15 protein-coding genes and 1 tRNA gene are annotated in these 18,420 nt (G+C 66.4%); 11 read left to right on the top strand and 5 right to left on the bottom strand.

Going from position 1 to position 18,420, the window contains the following annotated elements:
- The first annotated feature begins 18 nt into the window (after window positions 1–18).
- The 3 genes from PKE75_RS17090 to PKE75_RS17080 are packed head-to-tail and all read left to right on the top strand — an operon-like array spanning window position 19 to window position 2,314.
- Window positions 19–1,029 carry a CobW family GTP-binding protein gene (locus PKE75_RS17090; protein WP_271169957.1) on the top strand — a complete coding sequence of 337 codons (1,011 nt, stop codon included), beginning with the start codon at window positions 19–21 and terminating at the stop codon, window positions 1,027–1,029.
- A complete protein-coding gene (locus PKE75_RS17085) occupies window positions 1,026–1,952 on the top strand; it encodes a DMT family transporter (protein ID WP_271169956.1) in 927 nt (308 codons plus the stop codon). Before PKE75_RS17090 ends, PKE75_RS17085 begins: the two co-directional genes overlap by 4 nt.
- A 26-nt stretch (window positions 1,953–1,978) precedes the next feature.
- Window positions 1,979–2,314, top strand: coding sequence for a carboxymuconolactone decarboxylase family protein (locus PKE75_RS17080; RefSeq protein ID WP_271169955.1), 336 nt, complete (start codon window positions 1,979–1,981; stop codon window positions 2,312–2,314).
- Window positions 2,315–2,511: 197 nt separating this feature from the next.
- On the opposite strand, the gene PKE75_RS17075 is transcribed toward PKE75_RS17080, so the two are convergent.
- Window positions 2,512–3,459 carry a PfkB family carbohydrate kinase gene (locus PKE75_RS17075; protein ID WP_271169954.1) on the bottom strand — a complete coding sequence of 316 codons (948 nt, stop codon included), beginning with the start codon at window positions 3,457–3,459 and terminating at the stop codon, window positions 2,512–2,514.
- A gap of 122 nt (window positions 3,460–3,581) precedes the next feature.
- Between PKE75_RS17075 and PKE75_RS17070 the strand changes: the two genes are divergently transcribed.
- On the top strand, window positions 3,582–4,298 hold the full coding sequence (locus tag PKE75_RS17070; RefSeq protein ID WP_271169953.1) for a GntR family transcriptional regulator: 717 nt from the start codon (window positions 3,582–3,584) through the stop codon (window positions 4,296–4,298).
- A 41-nt stretch (window positions 4,299–4,339) separates the two neighbouring features.
- Here PKE75_RS17070 and PKE75_RS17065 read toward each other — a convergent pair whose 3' ends face one another.
- Window positions 4,340–4,924, bottom strand: a complete 585-nt coding sequence (locus tag PKE75_RS17065) for an invasion associated locus B family protein (RefSeq protein WP_271169952.1) — start codon at window positions 4,922–4,924, stop codon at window positions 4,340–4,342.
- Between the two features lie 420 nt (window positions 4,925–5,344).
- Window positions 5,345–6,637 carry a putative hydroxymethylpyrimidine transporter CytX gene (cytX, locus tag PKE75_RS17060; RefSeq protein WP_271169951.1) on the bottom strand — a complete coding sequence of 431 codons (1,293 nt, stop codon included), beginning with the start codon at window positions 6,635–6,637 and terminating at the stop codon, window positions 5,345–5,347.
- Window positions 6,638–7,015: 378 nt separating this feature from the next.
- Here cytX and PKE75_RS17055 point away from each other — a divergent pair, with 378 nt between their 5' ends.
- The 6 genes from PKE75_RS17055 (at window position 7,016) to PKE75_RS17030 (ending at window position 13,773) form a co-directional block, all read left to right on the top strand.
- On the top strand, window positions 7,016–8,845 hold the full coding sequence (locus PKE75_RS17055) for a putative bifunctional diguanylate cyclase/phosphodiesterase (RefSeq protein ID WP_428979158.1): 1,830 nt from the start codon (window positions 7,016–7,018) through the stop codon (window positions 8,843–8,845).
- Window positions 8,846–9,083: 238 nt separating this feature from the next.
- A complete protein-coding gene (locus PKE75_RS17050) occupies window positions 9,084–10,211 on the top strand; it encodes a Zn-dependent hydrolase (RefSeq protein ID WP_271169949.1) in 1,128 nt (375 codons plus the stop codon).
- Window positions 10,208–11,155, top strand: coding sequence for a phosphotransferase family protein (locus PKE75_RS17045; protein WP_271169948.1), 948 nt, complete (start codon window positions 10,208–10,210; stop codon window positions 11,153–11,155). Before PKE75_RS17050 ends, PKE75_RS17045 begins: the two co-directional genes overlap by 4 nt.
- 25 nt (window positions 11,156–11,180) lie before the next feature.
- Window positions 11,181–12,131, top strand: a complete 951-nt coding sequence (locus PKE75_RS17040) for a choline kinase family protein (protein ID WP_271169947.1) — start codon at window positions 11,181–11,183, stop codon at window positions 12,129–12,131.
- Between the two features lie 363 nt (window positions 12,132–12,494).
- Window positions 12,495–13,361, top strand: a complete 867-nt coding sequence (locus tag PKE75_RS17035) for an FkbM family methyltransferase (RefSeq protein WP_271169946.1) — start codon at window positions 12,495–12,497, stop codon at window positions 13,359–13,361.
- 335 nt (window positions 13,362–13,696) lie between these two features.
- A tRNA-Arg gene (locus tag PKE75_RS17030) sits at window positions 13,697–13,773 on the top strand.
- A 225-nt stretch (window positions 13,774–13,998) separates the two neighbouring features.
- Here the strand turns inward: PKE75_RS17030 and PKE75_RS17025 are convergent.
- Both PKE75_RS17025 and PKE75_RS17020 read right to left on the bottom strand, forming a co-directional pair.
- Entirely contained in the window at window positions 13,999–15,294 is a 1,296-nt protein-coding gene (locus PKE75_RS17025) for a nucleotide sugar dehydrogenase (protein WP_271169945.1), read from the bottom strand.
- 227 nt (window positions 15,295–15,521) lie between these two features.
- A complete protein-coding gene (locus PKE75_RS17020) occupies window positions 15,522–16,658 on the bottom strand; it encodes a glycosyltransferase family 4 protein (RefSeq protein WP_271169944.1) in 1,137 nt (378 codons plus the stop codon).
- Window positions 16,659–16,996: 338 nt separating this feature from the next.
- On the opposite strand from PKE75_RS17020, the gene PKE75_RS17015 reads away from it, so the two are divergent.
- Window positions 16,997–18,331, top strand: a complete 1,335-nt coding sequence (locus tag PKE75_RS17015; protein WP_271169943.1) for a sugar transferase — start codon at window positions 16,997–16,999, stop codon at window positions 18,329–18,331.
- The last annotated feature ends 89 nt before the right edge of the window (window positions 18,332–18,420 follow it).

Raw genomic sequence — 18,420 nt, 5'->3', positions numbered from 1 at the left:
GCTCGCTGGGGATTGTTGATGGCGTATTCGGCAATCCCCGTGACCGTGCTGACCGGATATCTTGGAGCCGGAAAGACCACGATCCTGAACGGGATCCTCGGAGCGCCCCGAGGGGCGCGCCGCTACGGCGTCGTCGTCAACGAATTCGGCGAGATCGGCGTCGATGGCGAACTGATCGTCGGAGCCGACGAGGCGGTCGTCGAACTCGCCAACGGATGCCTGTGCTGCAGCGTGCGCGGCGACCTGATCGGCGCACTCGAGACGCTGCTCGCCCGTGATGCGGGGCTCGACGCCATTCTGATCGAGACCACAGGCCTCGCCGATCCCGCGCCGATCGCGGCGACCTTCCTGCTCGACGACGATCTTTCGGACCACATACGGCTGGACGGCGTCGTCTGTGTGGTCGACGCCGTCCACCTTGCGGAGAGTATCGAGGGCGATCCGGCGGTGGCGGCTCAGATCGCCTTCGCAGATCTTCTGCTGCTGACCAAGGCCGACGTCGCCAGCCCGTCCCAGCGCACAGAGGCCGAGGGGATCGCCCGCGCCCTCAACGCGGCGGCCCCGCTGGTTCACGTCACGCGCGGGGCGGTCGATCCCCAGGCGCTGTTCGACCTGCGGGGCTTCGACCTGCGCGGCCCGCGCAACCGGTTCGTCGCCGCGCCGGCGGCGGTCGAGCCCTCCCGCCACCAGGTCTCAAGCCTGGCGCTCACGACGGACCGGGAACTGGACCCCGACCGCTTCATGAGTTGGATGCAGACGCTGATCAGGCGGAGCGGCGGCGACATCCTCAGGTCCAAAGGCGTGGTCGCCCTGTCGGGCGAGAACCGCCGCTTCGTTTTCCATGGCGTTCAGACCATGCTTGAAGGCGATGTCCAGGAGCCGTGGCCCATTGGAGACGAGCGGCGGAGTCGCCTTGTCTTCATCGGCCGCAATCTCGATGAGGCGGCGTTGCGAGACGGATTTGCGGCATGCCTGGCGCCGGAAGACGGGTCGTCGGCCTCCGAAGGCCGCAGCGCCGCGGCCGCATGACCCCGTCCGAACGTCAGGACAGCGCCGGCGGCTCCCTGACGCCCTCTCTCGCTGTCGCATTCTCGACGATCTTCTGGGGCGCCGCGTGGCTCCCGATGCGCATGTTGAAAGAACGCGGGCTCGATTCCGATTGGGCGATAGCGCTGATTTTCGGCGTGGTCGCCTTAGCGTTGTCGCCCGTCGTCCACAGAAGTCGCGCGCGCCTCTCCGGACAGTGGCGCTCCCTCGCCCTGATCGGGGCGACGGGCGGAGTCGCGATGACCTGCTATTATCTCAGCGTCGGCCTCACGACGATCGCGCGCGCGACCCTGTTGTTCTACCTCGCGCCGATATGGACGACGTTGATCGAATATGTCGGCCTTCGCCGGCCTATCGGGGGGAGCCGGGCGGTCGAGATCGGCCTCGGCCTGCTCGGCCTCGGAGTCATTCTGGGCTTCGGTTCCGGCGGCGGCCCCGCGAACGCCGGCGACGCGCTGGCGCTTCTTGCAGGCGTCACCTTCGCTCTCTCCTCCTATTTCATCTATCGCGCGCCAGAACCCGGCGCCGCGGCCTTCACCTGGTGCTGGGCGATCGGCTCCGCGGTTTCGGCGGCCGCGGCCGGAGCGGCGCTCAACCCCGATGGTCTGGGCCGCGCGCTGGCGGCTCCCGCAGCCGCCGCCTCGATTTTCGCCCCCATCATGCTGCTGGCGCTGGTCATGTTCATGCCCATGAACCTGCTGACCTTGTGGGGCGCGAGCCGGCTGACGCCGACGCGCGTCGCGCTGCTGTTGATGGGAGAGGTTGCGGTCGCCTTCCTGTCGGCGGCGCTCCTCTCCGACGATCCCTTCGGCGCCCGTGAACTGATCGGCTGCGCCCTCATTCTCGCCGCGAGCCTCGTGGAGCCGCTTCGGCCGCGCCGCGTCCGTCCGGTGGGCCAAGAATAACGTCAAGAAAGAAAAAGGAGACGCTCATGCTGGACTGGAACGCCTACCGCGGAGAACTCGGCGCCGCGATCGGAGAGATCGCGAAGCTCAATCCCGATCTGATGAAGGGCCATGACATCCTCGCCGGATCCGCGACGGCCGCGAAGGCGCTCGACGCCAAGACGCGGGAGCTGATCGCAATCGCCGTCGCGGTGACGACCCGCTGCGACGGTTGCCTTGCGGTCCACACGCAGGCGGCGAAGGACGCCGGCGCAAGCAAAGAGGAGATCATGGAGGCGCTGACCGTCGCCGTCGCGCTCAACGCCGGCGCCGCTCTGGTGTATTCGGCGCGAGCGATGGACGCTCTCAAGAGCGCCGTCTGACGCGACTGGATTAGACGCCGCCGCCGATAAGGCGGCGGCGTTAATCCGATAGACCGGGATCCGCCCGAGATGTCGCTCGCAGAGGGCGACGAGTTTTCCCAACCCCAGCTGCGCGGCTCAACCAAGTATTGGGGTGGCGAGCGGGACCTCCAGCTTCGCCTCGCGGCCCGCTATCCTATTAAGCGGAATGCGCTTCCTCAGGCCGGCGCGGTTTTCGAAAGCATGGCGTCTACGGCTTCCCTCGGCGGCAACGCGTCGAACGTTCCGGCCCTGGCCGCCGTCAGCGCTCCGCAGGCGGCGGCAAGACGCATCACCTCGGGCCACGCGCGGCCTTCGGCGAGGCCGACGGCGACGCCGGCCGCGAAGGCGTCGCCTGCCCCCAGCGTGTCGACCGCATCGATGAGGAACGCCGGTTGAAAATGCGGCTCAGCGTCCCTCCTCCACACGGTCGCGCCGCTCCGCCCGGACGTGATCACGAGCGCCTCGGGCCCAAGCGCGAAGACGGCCGCCGCTAACTCTCGGAACCCATCGGAAGCGGCGATCGCCCTCCCGCCGAACAGTGCGCGCGCCAGCCCTTCCGCTTCCGGCGTGTTGACGCACAGGACCGACGTAAGAGCGAGAACGGCGTCGCTCGGCCTGCGGAATGGCGAGGGGTTGAGCACAGTCAGACCGCCGGCGCGGCGCGCGATCGCGAACGCCTCCGCGATCGGTTCGTCGGCGACCTCGAACTGGGCCAAGCAGGAATGGGCGGCGGCGATCGCCGCGGACGCGGTGTGAACATCGGTTGCGCATAGCGCGCCATTGGCGCCGGGCGCGACCGCAAGGCAGGTCTCGCCGTTCGAGGCGATGAAGCCGACGCCGCCTCCGGTGGGTCCCGCCTTGTGGCGCAACATCGAAACCGGGAGATTCGCGCGCTGAAAGGCGCTCGAAGCAAGCCCGGAGAGCATGTCGTCGCCGATCGCGAACAGCCCGTCGACCGATGCGCCGAGCCTTCGCGCGGCGATCGCAAGGTTCAAGCCCTTTCCGCCGGCCTCCAGCAAGAAGGCCTTAGCTTCCAGCGACTCGCCGGGCTGCGGGAGAGCGTCGACGGTAACGGTGCAGGCCACCACAAAACTGCCGACCACAAATATTTTAGCGTCCGACATTTGCGGCGTCCCAACTCGCGCAGCGGCGCGCTTCGCGCTATGGTGTTCATGCGCCGGGAGCGCTTCAGCCTTCAAGAACAGGTGCCGCGATAAAACAACGTACTCTCTCAAGTCAGTTGCGGTTGAGCGACGATACGGCGCTCCCGCATTATTTGCAGCTGGAGCAGCAGATCAGCGCGCTGATCGAAACGGGCGCGCTGCCGGCCGGAACCACTCTCCCGCCAGGACGCAAACTCGCTCAGGATCTCGGCCTGAGCCGTACGACCGTCCAGAAATGCTACGATACGCTTCGCCGCAACAAGCTGCTCAGCGCGCACGGACGGTTGGGCTTCACCGTGGTGGCTGGCGACCGGGTCGAGCCCAGCATGGAGCGGCTCAAGGGCTTCACCGAGGAGATGCGCGAAATCGGCCGCGTCCCCTCGTCCCGCATCATCGAGCGGGCTGTCGTCACCGATCGCTCCATCGCGTCGGTGTTCCGCCTGCCCTCGACCGCGCCCCTCCTGAAACTCGTGCGCGTCCGGTTCGGCGACGAGACGCCGATGTCCCGTGAGGTCGCCTGGTACAATCTGACCGCCGCGCCGGCGCTCGCGAAGAGCGATCTCGAGGGATCGGTGTATGCGTTGCTGCGGACGTGCGGCGCAGCGTTGACGCATTGCGAACAGACCATCGAGGCGGCCCAACCGGACGCCGAGGAGTGCGCGACGTTCGGTTTTACGGAGCCTCGTCCCTGCCTCCTGATCAAGCGACGTTCGTTCGACGCTGACAATCGGCTGGTCGAATATGTGGAAGGCCTGTTCCGCGGCGACGCCTACGCCTACAAACTCAACCTCACGATCTGAGACTGACTGCGAATTTGCACGGTCGCCGGCCGCGACGGGCTCTAGCGCCCCGCCAGCTCGGCCGCGCGGGCGAGCGCGCTGCTGAAACCCTTGAGACCTAGGGTGAATTTTATTACCTGACCGCTGTCTGCGGTCTTGACCAGCACCGTCAATCCCGCGCCGATCTTGATTTTCGCCAGAGCGGCGCGGTCGAAAATCAGCAAGGCGGGGCACCCCGACGGCAGACAGGCGCGCCGCGCCACGGACCCGCCAAGCACCGTGTCGTCGACCCCGAACGTCACGCCTTCGCCGAACTCCACGTTGGAAGGCAGAAACACCAGGCCAACGGCCTTGTCGCCGGAGGGCGTCAGCTCGATCGCGACCGGCCGTCGACCGCCAGCCCGGTCGGATTGCTGCTGCGACACTCTGCACGCCTTGCCGGCTTCGGTGGTCATGCAACTGACCGTCCAGTCGCCGTGGGTCTCGGACACGGCGCCGCCGTCCCCGGCAGGATCGGTCGAGGCCACGGTGGCGTCCGGCGCGTTCCAGTCCGCTGGCGGCGCTAATTGCGCGACGGCGTCCTGCCACGCAACGAAGAGCGCGCTGGTGACGACCAACATCCTGAAGAAACGCGAGAGACTTCTCATCGACGTTCCGATGACTGCCGCGCGGCCGCCACCTGGAATACGACGGCGAGTCCGCGCTTCAAGGCGGGGTGTCGACCACGCCGCGGTGGCGGTGGACGGTCTTTTTGTCCTCCAGCTGGCGTTCGAGACGCTGCACCTGCAGCGCCTGCCAGCCGGCGGACGGCAAAGACAAAAGAAACCAAAAATGATCCAAAGTCGAGAGGCGCGAGCCGAGCTGCAGCGCAATGTCTCGAACGCCGCAGATGTGCGGCTTTCACCCTCCTGCGGGAGAACGCCGAACGAGCCGCGGATACGGTCGGCGGGGCGAACCAACGCGCAAAACCGCACCGCGCAGCCTTCAGGCGCGGGCGACCGGAACCGTTTCGAAGCTTATGACTCAGGCGCTATGGAGGCGTCCGCCTACGGCGCTGGAGCTGGCCCTTAGATCCGCCGCCCGGCGGGGATAAGGTTCGCGAGAAGGAACACCGCACCGGCGGTGACAAGCGACGGCAGGGTCGCGCCGAGATCGGGGAACGCATAGGTCACCCCATGGAAGGTGGCGACCCCGAGCAGCCAGGCGCCGACCCCGGCGACGCGCCAGCCGCCGGAAAACCAATAAGCCCCGCCAACTTTGTCGATCTCGGCCACGTCGATCCTGCGTCGACGGACGATGAAATGATCGGCGAGCGTGACACCGAACAGCGGGGCGAACACGGAGCCGATCAGCAGCAGGAAGCCCTGATATTCCGTGAGGGGCGCGACCAGGGCGATCAGCGTGCAGAGCGCGCCGAAGCCGAGCGCGAGGCGAGGCACAGGGGCCCGCACCAGCGTGGCGCTGGAGACGGCTGCCGAGTGGATGTCGGCGAAGGCGTTGTCGGTCTCGTCCAGCAGGATCAGCAGCAAGGCGAGGCCAGCGCCGGCGGAGGCGAGCGTGACGGCGATCGACGCCTCCCCGCCCGAGACCAGCGCATAGGTCGCGCCGAGACCGTAGAACCAGACGTTCGCGACAAGATATCCAAGCGCGCTGCCGCGGAACATGGCGCCCGAGGACCGGCCGAAGCGTGTGTAGTCGGCGATCAACGGCAGCCATGACAGCGGCATCGCGACGACCAGATCGACAGCAGCCCCAAAGCCCATGCCGCCCGCGCCGGGCCGTGAGAAAAGCTCGCGCAGATCATGGTGGGCGAGCAACGCGTAAGTAAGCCACCCCGCCGCCGCGAGGATGAGGCAGAGGCCCCAGCGCCTGAGGAAACGGCGCACGAACGACACCGGGCCGCCCACCGCGACCGCGGTGGCCAAAGCGCCGAACAGCAGAGTCCACGCCATGGGCGCCGTGACGCCGAGCGCGTCCTTGGCGAGGGTGTTCGCAGCGTCGCCCATCACGATGATCTCGAACGCGCCCCAGCCGACCAGTTGGACGACGTTGAGGGCGGCCGGGATCGATGCTCCCCTCACGCCGAGGCTTGGTCGGAGCGCCGCCATCGAGGGGAGGCCGGCGTCGGCGCCGATCACCCCAGCCGCCGCGAGCAGCAGCACGCCGAGCACGGTTCCGCAGATGATCGCGGCGAAGGCCACGCCGAGGCTGAGCGCTGGCACGAGCAGCGAGCCCGCCTGCAGCACCAGCAGCCCGACGCCCAGCGAAAACCACAGCGCGAACGCGTCCCGCGCGGCGAACTCCCGTCGCTCCGCAGGCACCTGCGCCAGCGGATCATAGGTCGTTTGCAAGGAACTCATCGCGCCGTCGCTTTCCTGACCGTGACGTGACCAGCCCGAAGACGGAGAAATCACGTTGAAGGACTGGTTTTCGCTGAATCGACGAGACGACGCAAACCAACGGTTCGGATCTGGCCCGCATAATTCGTGGAGTTCGTCGCCGCCTTAGATGCGCCGGGCGGACGCGCGCTTGTGACACGGTCGGCCCGTCCCAGTTATGAAGACCAGCGTCACCTCCGTGCACGGAGCCGTATTCCGCCCGTGCGATGGTGACCCGGCGCCTAAGCCGAACCAAAGAATAGCATTGCAGCCAAGCCTTTCCGCCCCAGTGTTGTCGGCATACGGCGCACGGCCGATATGGAAATCGCCGATGCAAGACGCCCTTTTCGGTTTCAACCTATGTTTCTGAGGCTCCAGAAACAGATATTGGAAATGATCGCGCGGGGACTGCCTTTGGCGGAAACCGCACGCCAGATCTGCGCCGAAGCCGAACTCCTTGCGCCCACGTCCATCTGCTCCATTCTCTCGATCGATGAGGATGGCCGCCTGCGCGCGCTTGCAGCGCCCAGTCTGCCGGCCGCATTTTCTGACGCGGTTGACGGAGTCCCGATCGGACCGCGTTTCGGATCCTGCGGCACGGCGGCGTTCCGCGGGCTTCCCGTCGCCGTCACGGACATCGAGACCGATCCGCTCTGGAGCGAATATAAGGCGTTGGCGCTTCCGCTTGGCCTCGCCGCCTGCTGGTCGAGCCCGATCTTCGGCAGCGACGGCCGCGTCATCGGGACGTTCGCCTTTTACTTTCCGACCAAACGTGGGCCGAACGAGGCCGAAGAAAACATCGTCGCGGCCTGCGTGGACCTCTGCACCATCGCGTTCGAGCGGCATGCCGCCGAAACGAAGATTCATCGCCTGGCCTATTTCGACGCTCTGACAGGGCTCGGCAACAGGGCGAGCTTCGATCTGGCGCTCGCGGAAGAGAGCCGCCCGAGCCAGTTCGGCCTGCTGCTGATCGACGTCGACAATCTGAAACTGACCAACGATACCCTCGGCCATGCCGCCGGGGACGACATGCTGCGGGAAATCGGCGCCCGTATCGGATCTATCCAGCCACAAGGCTCCGCCTATCGACTGAGCGGCGACGAATTCGCCGTCGTCGTCGAGGGGCCGGAAGTCTCCGATCTCGTCGATTGGGTGGCCGACCAGATTCTCGAAGCCATGCGCCCACCGACGACATGCGGCGGCCGCGCGCTGCAGCTTACCGTCACCATCGGGGGCGCCGTCCATGGGCCGGACTGCGCGACCGTCGAGGGGCTTCGCCAGAAGGCGGACATCGCGCTCTATCACGCCAAAGAGGTGCACCGTGGCGGCTTCGTGCGCTTCAGCAGGGGTCTCGGCACCACGATGGCCCAGCGACTGCAAGCGATACGCCTCCTCCAAGATGCGCTCGAGGACGGCCGTGTCGATGCCCATTTTCAGCCGATCGTCCGGCTCGACACGTCGGAAATCGTCGGGGTGGAAGCGCTGTGCCGGGTGATGGACCATGACCGCCTCCGCATGCCGGAAGAGCAATTCCACCTCGCGATGAGCGACGCCGCCACGGCGGTTCGCCTTACCGAGCGCATGCTGATCCAGGTCGCGCGCGCGGTCCGGTCGTGGCTCGACGCCGGCATCCCGTTCCAGCACGTCGGCGTCAACGTCGCCGTTGGCGACTTTCAGGGCGGCGACCTGGAACAGCGCATCGCCGGGATATTCGATCGCTTCGACGTGCCGCTGAAGCACGTCGTGCTTGAGGTCACCGAGCTCGTCTATCTCGGAAAGAGCGATCTCATGGTCGCTGAAGCGGTGAAGGCGCTTCGTTCCCGGGGGCTGCTCGTGGCGCTCGACGACTTCGGGACAGGCTACGCCTCCCTCACCCACCTCCTGACCTTCCCTGTCGATATCATCAAGATCGATCGGTCCTTCGTCACCGACCTGACCGCCGCCGGACCGAGCTCGGTCATCGTCGGCGGCTTGATCGACATTGCGCGCAAACTCGGAATGCGGGTGGTGGCGGAAGGCATCGAAACCGAACGGCAAGCGCAGTTGCTCAAAGGGCTCGGCTGCGTTCTCGGCCAAGGCTATCTCTACGCGCGACCGGCGGACTTTGCGGCGACGACCGAGCTGCTTCTCGAGCACGCGCAGCGCGATCCGGAAGCCGGGATCGGACGCGCGCCTCGCGTGGCGAGTTGATCCGGCCCGAGTTCATTCGCGGGTTTCTGCGAGCGCCCCGTCCAAACCCGCATCCCGTGCGGAGGTCATTCAACCAAACCGTCGCGCGGTTTCCCTGACGGCGGTCGCCAACTTCGGCCTTGCGCGATCCGGCCGCACGCCGTCTTATTCCGCTTGCGGCTAGCGCGCCGCCTTCCAGACATAACCCATGGCGGGACACATGACGTCGAGGTCTTCGGGACCCCGGGCGAACGCCGATATGCGTTCGTTGCATTCCTTGTTCGATCGGTTGGCGGGCTGCGGCGCGACGCCGGGCGGCGGCGTCGAACGGCAATGCGCGACTGCTGCGGACGGCGCGGCGCGCGACGTCTTCGAAGCAGCGCTGAAAAGCGCCGGCGCAGAGACCCGCACCGACGTCATCGGCAATCAGTTCGGCGTTTTCCGACTCGCGGGCTGCGAAGACGCGCCCCTTGTGATGATCGGATCGCATCTCGACAGCCAACCCAAAGGCGGACGGTTCGACGGAGCGCTCGGCGTCGCTGCGGCCGTCTGCGTGGGTGAGGCGCTCTCGGCGACGGACGACGCCGGCGTCACCCTGGCCGAGGCGCTCAATGCGATCGGCCGACACGGAACTGACCGGCCCCCCTCTCTGCCGGCCTGCTACCTCGAACTGCACGTCGAGCAGGGGGTCTCCCTCGAGACGGCGGGTGCGACCATCGGCGTCGTGACGCGCAACTGGGGCGCGACGAAGTTCGACGTCGTGTTCCAGGGCGAACAGGCCCACACCGGCCCTTGTCCGATGCCGCTTCGCCGCGACGCCCTGCTGGCGGCCTCCTATCTCATCGTCGATGCGCGCGCGATCGCGGACCGCTGGCCCGGCGTGGTCCACACCTCCGTGGGTCGTCTCGTCGTATCGCCCAACTCCGCGAACGTGGTTCCGTCCGAGACGCAGCTGTCGCTGGAGATCCGCTCCAACGACGACGGCGTGCTGGCGCAGGCGAGCGCCCTCGCCGATCAGGCGATCGCGAAAGCGGCCGCCCGCGCGAACGTCACGGTCGCCGCCGTGACGCGGACGGAGCGGGCGATCCGCACCCTCCCCGCCTCAGTCTGCGACCTCGTCGAGGATTGCTCGGCTGCGGCCGGCTGCAAGAGCCTGCGCCTTGACACGGTGGCTGGTCACGACGCGATCAGCCTGCTGGGCCATTGCCCGACCGGGCTCGTGTTCGTTCCAAGCGTCGGCGGCGTCGCGCACAACGAGGGCGAACTAACGTCGAAGGCGGATGTCGAGGCTGGCTTCAGGGTCTGTCTGGAGGCGGCTTCGCGGCTCTGCCGCTCCGGCGGTTCGCCGGAGCGTGCGCTTCGGTTGGCGCGGGAGGTCGCTGCGTGACCCCCTTCGGCGAGGCCGCCACGCCGTTCGACGAGCGTGTGGAAGCCGTTGTGGCCGCTATGCCGGAGCTTGCCGGCGAGGTCGTCCGCTACGGGCTGGCCGCCGCTCCTGTGGCTTCGCCGATCCATCGCGCGACCGCGTCCGACTGCGTGCGGCTCGAACGGCGCGCCGGGCCGCCGGTTTTTCTCAAAATTCGCCATCCGGACTGCGCCGCAGACGTGTCTCCGGTCGCAGCGGCTGCAGCGGCCAAGGCTGCGGCCGTCGGCGTCGGGCCGAACGTGACGTCGGCGATCGACGGGGCGCTCGCCCTCGATTTCCTTCCAGAGCCGTGGCGCTACGCTCGAGTGGGCGACCTGCAGGACGGCGCCGTGATGGCCGAAACGATGGCGGCCAAGAAACGCCTGCACGAATCCGGAACGATCGGCTGGCGGTTCGATCCCTTCCAGCGAACGCGCGCGCTCGCGACGGAAGCCGTCGCGATCCACGCTCCGCTTCCGGACGACGTCGACCGCCTGGTCGAGGCTTGCGCGCTCGCCGGCGGCGCCATAGAGGCCGCCGGCGTCGACCTCGCCTTCTGCCACAATGACGAGGTCGCCTCGAACGTCATGATCGGCGACGGCGTTCAACTGGTCGATTTCGACCTCGCCGGCGACAATGACCGCTGGTTCGACGTCGGCGCGCTCGTCAACGAGACCTGCGCCTTCGAAGCGGAACGCTGGGCCGCGATCGAGCTCTACGCCGGCCGCTGCGACCAGCGCCTCTACAACCGCTGCCGGCTCTACGGCGCGGTCGACGACGTCATGTGGGGCCTCTGGGGCGTGGTGCGGGCCGTCGCCTCGGGCCGAAGCGGCGTCGAATTCTACAAATACGGGACATGGCGGCTGTCGCATGCGCGCGTGACGCTCGCCGAGCGCGGATTCGAGGAATGGCTGCGCCGGCTTTGAACGCCGGGCGGCGGATGGAGGCGCCATGAGCGTCGCGACGACATGGAAGCGTCCCGGCGAGGCGGCGACCGACGCCGAGCGCGCGCTCGAGGCTATCCTCGGGCTCGTCGAGCGATGGCGGTACGCGACGCTCCGCTACCGTCCCGTCTCGGGCGGCATCAGCAACACCAACTGGCGGATCACCGTCGAGGGCGGCGGCGACTACTTTCTGAAGGTGCCGGGCCGCGGCACCGAGATGTTCATCGAACGCTACGCCGCGAACGACGCCAGCCGCCGCGCCCACGCCTGCGGTTTCGGGGTGGAGGTGGTCGATTTCCTGCCCGGGCCGGGCGTCGAGATCTTCGCCTTCGTCGAGGGCTATCGGGCGTCGTCGAACCTCGACTTCCTGCGGCCGGCGGTGCGTCGCAACGCAGTGCTCGCGCTTCGGGCGTTCAACGACTCCGCGCCGCTCGGACTGACCAAGACGGTCTTCGACATGATCGACGAACATGTCGACCAGGTCCGCGCCGTCGGCGGCCGCCTTCCGGCCGACCACGCCTTCCTCATGCGCCGTCTGGAGGAAGCCAAGTCCGCGTTGATCGCCTCCGGCCTCGATCTCGTCCCCTGCATGAACGACACGCTCGCCGGCAACTTCATGATCGACGGCGCCGACCGGGTGCTGCTCGTGGACTTCGAATACGCCTCCAACAACGAGCGGGCGTACGAGGTCGCTCTGTGGTTCGACGAGATGGCCTTCCCCGCGGCGATCGAGCACGAACTGATCGAGACCTATTTCGGCGCCTGGAGTCCGGCGCTCGAAGCGCGGATCACGGTGCTGAAGGCTCTCGCAGACCTCAAATGGGCGACCTGGGCGATGATCCAGGAGGCGGTCTCGACCCTCGACTTCGACTACTACAAATACGGCGCGTGGAAGCACATGCGCGCCCGTGGGCTGTTTCATCATCCGGACTGGCCGGCGTGGCTGCGACGGCTGTGAGCCGCTCGCGCGCCGGGTGCTGGACGAGAGCGGACACGGTCTGCGGGCGGTTCCATAAGAACTTGCCGATCGGCGATGCTCGCTCCTGCGCGACGCGCGGCCGAAAACGGCCGGTGAACACCGACGCCGCCGCGTCATAGCGTGACGTTGCCGTGGCCGGAGCGAGATCGGTCCGAGGCCCGCGGTCTAGCGACGGCGCGCGCGCCCGTTTCCGAACTGATGGCCGAATCTGGAAGCAGACCACACCGTTCGGTAACCAAAACTTTGCGAATACGCCCGCCGCGTTCCTTTAGACGTCGCGGGCGCCAAATACTAACCTTTGTGCGCGATCGTTAGTGCAAACGCCATCTTTGGAAGCATCCGATGAACGCGCGCACATCTATCCTCCGGTCCATCGCTTCCAACTGGCCATTCGAGAACGGCTCCGGCAGGTTCCTCGACTCAGTCGCCAGCCAATGCGACCTCGGCCGCGGCGAGGTCGACTGCCTGACCTCCGACGGCTTCAAGATGCGCGTGTTCGCGGACGACCTGATCGGCCGCCACATTCTGATGTCGGGAAAGTTCGACCGCTCGACGGTGGCGGCGCTCGCGGACTTCGCCGAGCGCGGCGACGTCATCCTCGATGTCGGCGCCAACATCGGCTACGTCAGCTGCCTTCTGCTCACGCTCATCCCCGACAGCGTCGCGTATTGCGTCGAGCCGCAGCCGGACGTCGCGGCGCTGCTTCGGCGCAACGTCGGCCAGTTCGGCGAAGCGCGCGCTCATGTGCTCGAAGCGGCTTTGTCGGACGAAGACGCCGAGTTGCCGATGCGGATCGACGATCAGAATCGCGGACGCAGCTCTCTCGACCGTCCGTCGGAAGGTCGCACGATCATGATCCCGGCCGTCTCGACCGACCGTTATCTCGCAGGCTTCGAGCGCGTCGACCTCGTCAAGATCGACGTTGAGGGCCACGAGGTGCGCCTCTTCGAGAACGCGAGCGCGCAGCTGGCGCGGCTTCAGCCCCGCGCCGTGCTGTTCGAGTCCGAGGGCGCCGAGGCGGCCCCCGCCGGCCGTATCGCCGCGGTGCTGGATGGGGCGGGCTACGACGTCTTCGGTTTGAAGAAATCGCTGCTTGCAACGACGCTGAGACCGATCCGTTCGGCCGAGGACTGCGATTGCAACGATTACATCGCCGTATCGCGCAGCCGCGCGCTTCCAGCAAAGGCCCGGGCGCGGCTCGGCCGCTGAGAACTCATCCACACGCTGTTCGCGGCGCCCTGACGGGGCTCGCGGGGCCCTCACTCCATTCTCCGTCATGGCGGCTGGAGCATCGCGCCCGCGCCAAACGTTGCGTCTGGTTTGCCCCAGGGTCCGGACCGATCGGATCGACCGCTCCAAGTCCGCTCCCGCGAGCGCCACCTTGACCGGGCCGCGATCGTCGGACGCCTTGAATAGCCTCATCGCCTGAGCTGCGGCCGTCGTTGCGAGCAGACCCAAACGCACGATCATCGATTACATTGGGACGGACCCGCCCATCCCGATTGCTCCCCGTCCTCCAATCCGTTAGGTTCCCCGCCGCTGAAGCACCCGTAGCTCAGCTGGATAGAGCGTCGCCCTCCGAAGGCGAAGGTCACACGTTCGAATCGTGTCGGGTGCGCCACTTCCGTACAAGGACCGCGGCCGCCAGCGCTTTGTGCTGAGGCCCCAAAAAACCGCGTGATCGAGACGCGTCTGCGGCGATCGTCGTAACGGAGAGCGCTTCGACCGCTCCCCATAGCGATCGACCCTGGCCTCGTACGCAACCCCGGTCCACGCCGCTCGGCTTCATCACGGGCCACACCTCAAGCCGGCCCGGGCTGGGGTGACGATTGTGAAGGCAGGCGTACTACAGCCTCCTCAAAGTTACGCCGGGCGGCGTCTCCGTGCGGTCGAGAACCGACTTGACGTCGAACACCACGGACTTGCCCGGCTCCAAGATGCTGGACAGGAGCTTCCAGCCGCCCTCGACGAACTCGCGATGGGAGACCGCAAGGATGACGACGTCCGCCCGGCCGACCGCTTCGATGTCCGTCAGCGTGATGCCGTATTCCTCGAGCGCCGCCTCCCTGGAGGCCCACGGGTCGACAATCTTCGGGTCGACCCCGAAGCTCTGCAGTTCGCTGACGATCGAGGCGGCCCTGGAGTTCCGGAGGTCAGGAACGTTTTCTTTGAACGTGAGCCCGAGTTGGACCACCGAGCCGAGCTTTCCCGCGCCCCGCAGCATCATGCGGATGCACTCGCGCGCGACGGTCTGGCCCATCGTATCGTTGATGCGTCGGCCCGCCAGGATAACCTGCGGATAATAGCCGGCCTTTTCCGCGCGATAGGCAAGGTAATACGGGTCGACCCCGATGCAGTGGCCGCCCACCAATCCCGGGATGAAGTTCAGGAAGTTCCACTTGGTGCCAGCCGCCGCCAGCACGTCTCCAGTGTCGATGTCGAGGCGCCTGAAAATCTCCGACAGCTCGTTCATGAACGCGATGTTGATGTCACGCTGGCTGTTCTCGATGACCTTGGCGGCCTCGGCGACCTTTATGCTTGGCGCAATATGGACCCCGGCCGTGATAACGGCGCCATACGTGTCGGCCACGATCTTCGTGGTGCGCTCGTCCTGGCCGGACACGACCTTTAGGATGGAGGCGACGCCGTGCTCTTTATCTCCGGGATTGATGCGCTCAGGCGAATAGCCGACCGTGAAGTCCTCGCCGCAGCGAAGCCCTGAGATCTGTTCGAGCAGAGGGACGCACTCCTCTTCCGTCGCTCCGGGATAGACCGTCGATTCGTAAACCACAATGTCGCCGGCCCGCAGGGCGCCTCCAACCGTGCGGGACGCGGCGCGCAGCGCCGAGAGATCCGGTTTGTTGGCGGCGTCGACCGGGGTCGGAACGGTCACGATGAAGAAATCGGCCTCTGTCAGACGGGTTGGATCCGACGTGAATGCGGCGCCGCAGGACGTGAGATCGTCGCCTTCAACCTCCAGCGTGTGGTCGAGGCCAGCCGAGAGCTCGGAGACACGCGCCGCATCGATATCGAACCCGATCGTCTCGAAGCCATTGCGCGCAAACAGCACCGCGACCGGAAGACCAACATAGCCGAGTCCGATGATAGCGATCCGTCGACGGCCTCGTGAGACGGACTCCATGGCGACGTCCTCATAGAATTGAGCCGGCAATCGGCCACGTCTATCGCCGCCCCTCATACTCAAAGATCAGGGGCTTTTCCATCCTAGCCGTCAGCGCCGCGACTGGATTGCGCGAGAGGTCCGCCACCGAGTCTCAGCCAGCTAATTATAATCCGTGTGAACGGAGGCCTGTTGAGCTCATCGGCGTCGGTTGGCAAAGGGATACGGGATCGCTTCGAAACCCCTCATCAGCGGCGGACAGCCTTGCGGGGAGCGCTCAACGCAACGTCGATGGCGTTCAGATACGCGTCGATGACGAAACGCTCATCGTAACGGTCCTCTGCGATCGCCCGGCTCCTGCGCCCCATCTCGACGCGGGCGTCATAGCTGGCCTCCAGAAAACGCCTCATCGCGTTCGCGAGCGAAGAGCCGTCTCTTACGGCGCAAAGGAAGCCATTGTGGCCGTCCCGAACCGGTTCGCGGCAACCGGGCACATTGGTCGCGATAAGCGGCCGCGCCGCAGCGGCGCCTTCCAGGAGGGTCCTGGGCGTGCCTTCCCGATAGGACGGCAGCACCACGCAGTCGGCCTCCGCGATGAACGGTCGGACATCGTCGGTCGCGCCGAGATAATCGACCAGACCTGCGGCGACCCAAGCGCTCATTTCGGCCCGGGTGACGGCCGTCCGATTGTCGACGTCGAGGAAGCCTAGGATCTGAAAACGCGCGTTCGGAAAGTCCCTCCGAACGGCCGCAGCCGCCTCGACATATTCGCCCACGCCTTTGTCCCGGAGCAGCCGGGCGATCAACAGGAAGCGCGCCGCGCCGCCTCGATCGGCCATCGGCGCCGGCGTGTGATGCGCGAGGTCGACGCCGGAGCCCGGCAGTATCGCGACGCGCTCGCGCTGGACGAGCCGCAAGCGTGCAAACAGCTCCAGGTCTTCGCTGTTCTGGAAGAACACGATCGACGATCGCGTAAGCGCTATCCGGTAGAGAGCCTGCACCGCCCTGGTTAGCCAGCTGTCTCGGATGAAGGCGGTGCCGAGCCCCGAAATGTTGTTTATCACCGGCACGCCGAGCGACCGTGCCGCTAGCGTACCGTACACGTTCGGTTTAATGGTGAAGCCGAGATAGATATCTGGCTTCTGCGATTTGATGAGCCGCCTATATCGCTGGAACAGGCGGGCGTCGGCGGCGGGTGACGTTCCCTTGTTGTCCATGGGGAGGCTGACGAACCGGCAGCCCAGAACCTCGAGACGGCGTGCATGCTCGTCCCACGGGGCCGCAGCCACGAGTTCGTGGCCTGCGCTCAGTAGACCGCGGATGAGGCCGCCTCGAAAATTCGCGAGGTTCCAGGCGGCGTTGGCTGACAGCAAGATTTTCGGCATGGGGGTCCGATCAGAAGCCGCATGAATACCTGCCGAGCCACACCGTGTCAGCGCCGCCGCGCTGCGATGTCGGCGACATCATGTCCACGGCCTGCCTAGGGAGACAGAGTCAGGCCGACATGGAGCGAAGTGGAATTCGACGTTGTCCATACGCGTAGTCCAAAAAAGTGGAGATCACGTTCCACGGCCCGCCCGGTTTGGTTCGATCAGTCCGAAACGGGATTTTCTGATTGGCGCGGCGCCCCGGCGCGCACCGAGGAAGTTACATGCAGACCTCTCGGAAGGCGCATCTCCTTGCTGACACGGCCTCGAGCGGGTCCCCTGCGCCGGACGGAAAGTTGGCGGATACAGCCAGCGTTCGGAATACGGCCTGGACCGCTGGCGCGCAGGGCGGCGGTCCGCATGCGAGGCTCGACGGCCCGCTCGTGACCCTGCTGCGCAGTACGAGTCTGCAGTTGGGGACCGGCATCGTGCTGGCCGTCGTGGCGCCGAGCGCGCTGCGCTACACGATCGATCCGTCGCTCTGGGGCTCGCGGAGCTGGTGGAACACGATCATCGGCACGACGGCCGCGATCCTCTTCGGTTTTGCGCTGCTTCACCAGATGACGCGCTTTCCGGGCATCCGCGCAACCTCCTACGTCATGCCCTGCTTTACGGGCGCGTTCGGCGCGCTGCTGTTCGTGCTTTTCTTCGGCCGCATCGAGTACGCCCGCTCGCTGTTCCTCGCGGGCTACGGAGTCAGTCTGTTCTGGTTCTTCTGCGCAACCCTCTATGAGCGACTCTGGTCACGGCAACGCTACTGCGTGATTCCGTTCGGGAACCTCGCCCACCTGTCTATGATCAACAACGCCGACTTCATCGAGCTCACCGAACCGGCCGGCCCCTCGCCCCAGAGCGACGCGCTGATAGCCGACTTCCGGGCTGACCTTCCCGACGAATGGGTGACGTTCATCTCCGACTGGGTGCTGCAGGGTCGGCAGGCGTTCCACGTCAAACAGGTCGCCGAGACGCTGACAGGCCGCGTCGACATCGAGCATCTGTCCGAAAACAGCTTCGGCTCGCTCGATCCCGGCAGCGCCTTTCGCCGGGCCAAGCTTGCGGTGGACTGGCTGGTCGCGGCCGCGCTTTTACCACCCTTCGCGCTGCTGACCCTGATCGTGGGCGCGCTGATCAAGCTCGATTCGCCCGGCCCGGTGTTCTTCATTCAGGAACGGGTCGGCTATCGTGGCCGGCTGTTCCGGGTCGTGAAGTTCCGCACCATGGCGCATGCGGATCGCACCGAGGCCGCTGGCAAGGACGCATCAATGACGCGCGATGAGGATCCGCGCATCACGCGCGTCGGCAAGTGGCTGCGGAAAAGCAGGATCGACGAGATCCCGCAGTTGCTCAACATCCTGCGGGCCGAGATGAGCTGGATAGGACCCCGCCCCGAGGCGCGCGTGCTATCGGAGTGGTACGAGGGCGAACTGCCGTTCTACCGCTATCGTCACATCGTGCGTCCCGGCATCACCGGCTGGGCGCAGATCAACCAGGGCCACGTCGTCGAGGTCGACGAGGTGCTGGGAAAGCTCCACTATGACTTCTATTACATCAAATACTTCTCGCCCTGGCTCGACACATCGATCGCGTTGCGGACGGTATGGGTGATGATGAAGGGCCTCGGCGCCCGCTGACGCTCGCCCGCGAGACCGACCGCCGGATTCTCCCGACAGACATCGCCACGCCCGACCGGCGCGGTCGCAGACCAACGGAACGACCCGCG

The organism is Hansschlegelia plantiphila (assembly GCF_027922265.1).
GTDB classification, from domain to species: Bacteria; Pseudomonadota; Alphaproteobacteria; order Rhizobiales; family Methylopilaceae; genus Methylopila; species Methylopila plantiphila.
Note: the sequence above shows the minus strand (reverse complement) of the source record. Positions and strands in the feature narration are given on the sequence as shown.

Coding starts and splice junctions, on each gene's coding strand:
- PKE75_RS17080 (WP_271169955.1), top strand. CDS start 1,979: ATGCTGGACTGGAACGCCTACCGCGGAGAACTCGGCGCCGCGATCGGA.
- PKE75_RS17050 (WP_271169949.1), top strand. CDS start 9,084: ATGCGTTCGTTGCATTCCTTGTTCGATCGGTTGGCGGGCTGCGGCGCG.
- PKE75_RS17040 (WP_271169947.1), top strand. CDS start 11,181: ATGAGCGTCGCGACGACATGGAAGCGTCCCGGCGAGGCGGCGACCGAC.
- PKE75_RS17075 (WP_271169954.1), bottom strand. CDS start 3,459: ATGTCGGACGCTAAAATATTTGTGGTCGGCAGTTTTGTGGTGGCCTGC.
- PKE75_RS17085 (WP_271169956.1), top strand. CDS start 1,026: ATGACCCCGTCCGAACGTCAGGACAGCGCCGGCGGCTCCCTGACGCCC.
- PKE75_RS17055 (WP_428979158.1), top strand. CDS start 7,016: ATGTTTCTGAGGCTCCAGAAACAGATATTGGAAATGATCGCGCGGGGA.
- PKE75_RS17035 (WP_271169946.1), top strand. CDS start 12,495: ATGAACGCGCGCACATCTATCCTCCGGTCCATCGCTTCCAACTGGCCA.
- PKE75_RS17025 (WP_271169945.1), bottom strand. CDS start 15,294: ATGGAGTCCGTCTCACGAGGCCGTCGACGGATCGCTATCATCGGACTC.
- PKE75_RS17090 (WP_271169957.1), top strand. CDS start 19: ATGGCGTATTCGGCAATCCCCGTGACCGTGCTGACCGGATATCTTGGA.
- PKE75_RS17020 (WP_271169944.1), bottom strand. CDS start 16,658: ATGCCGAAAATCTTGCTGTCAGCCAACGCCGCCTGGAACCTCGCGAAT.
- cytX (WP_271169951.1), bottom strand. CDS start 6,637: ATGAGTTCCTTGCAAACGACCTATGATCCGCTGGCGCAGGTGCCTGCG.
- PKE75_RS17065 (WP_271169952.1), bottom strand. CDS start 4,924: ATGAGAAGTCTCTCGCGTTTCTTCAGGATGTTGGTCGTCACCAGCGCG.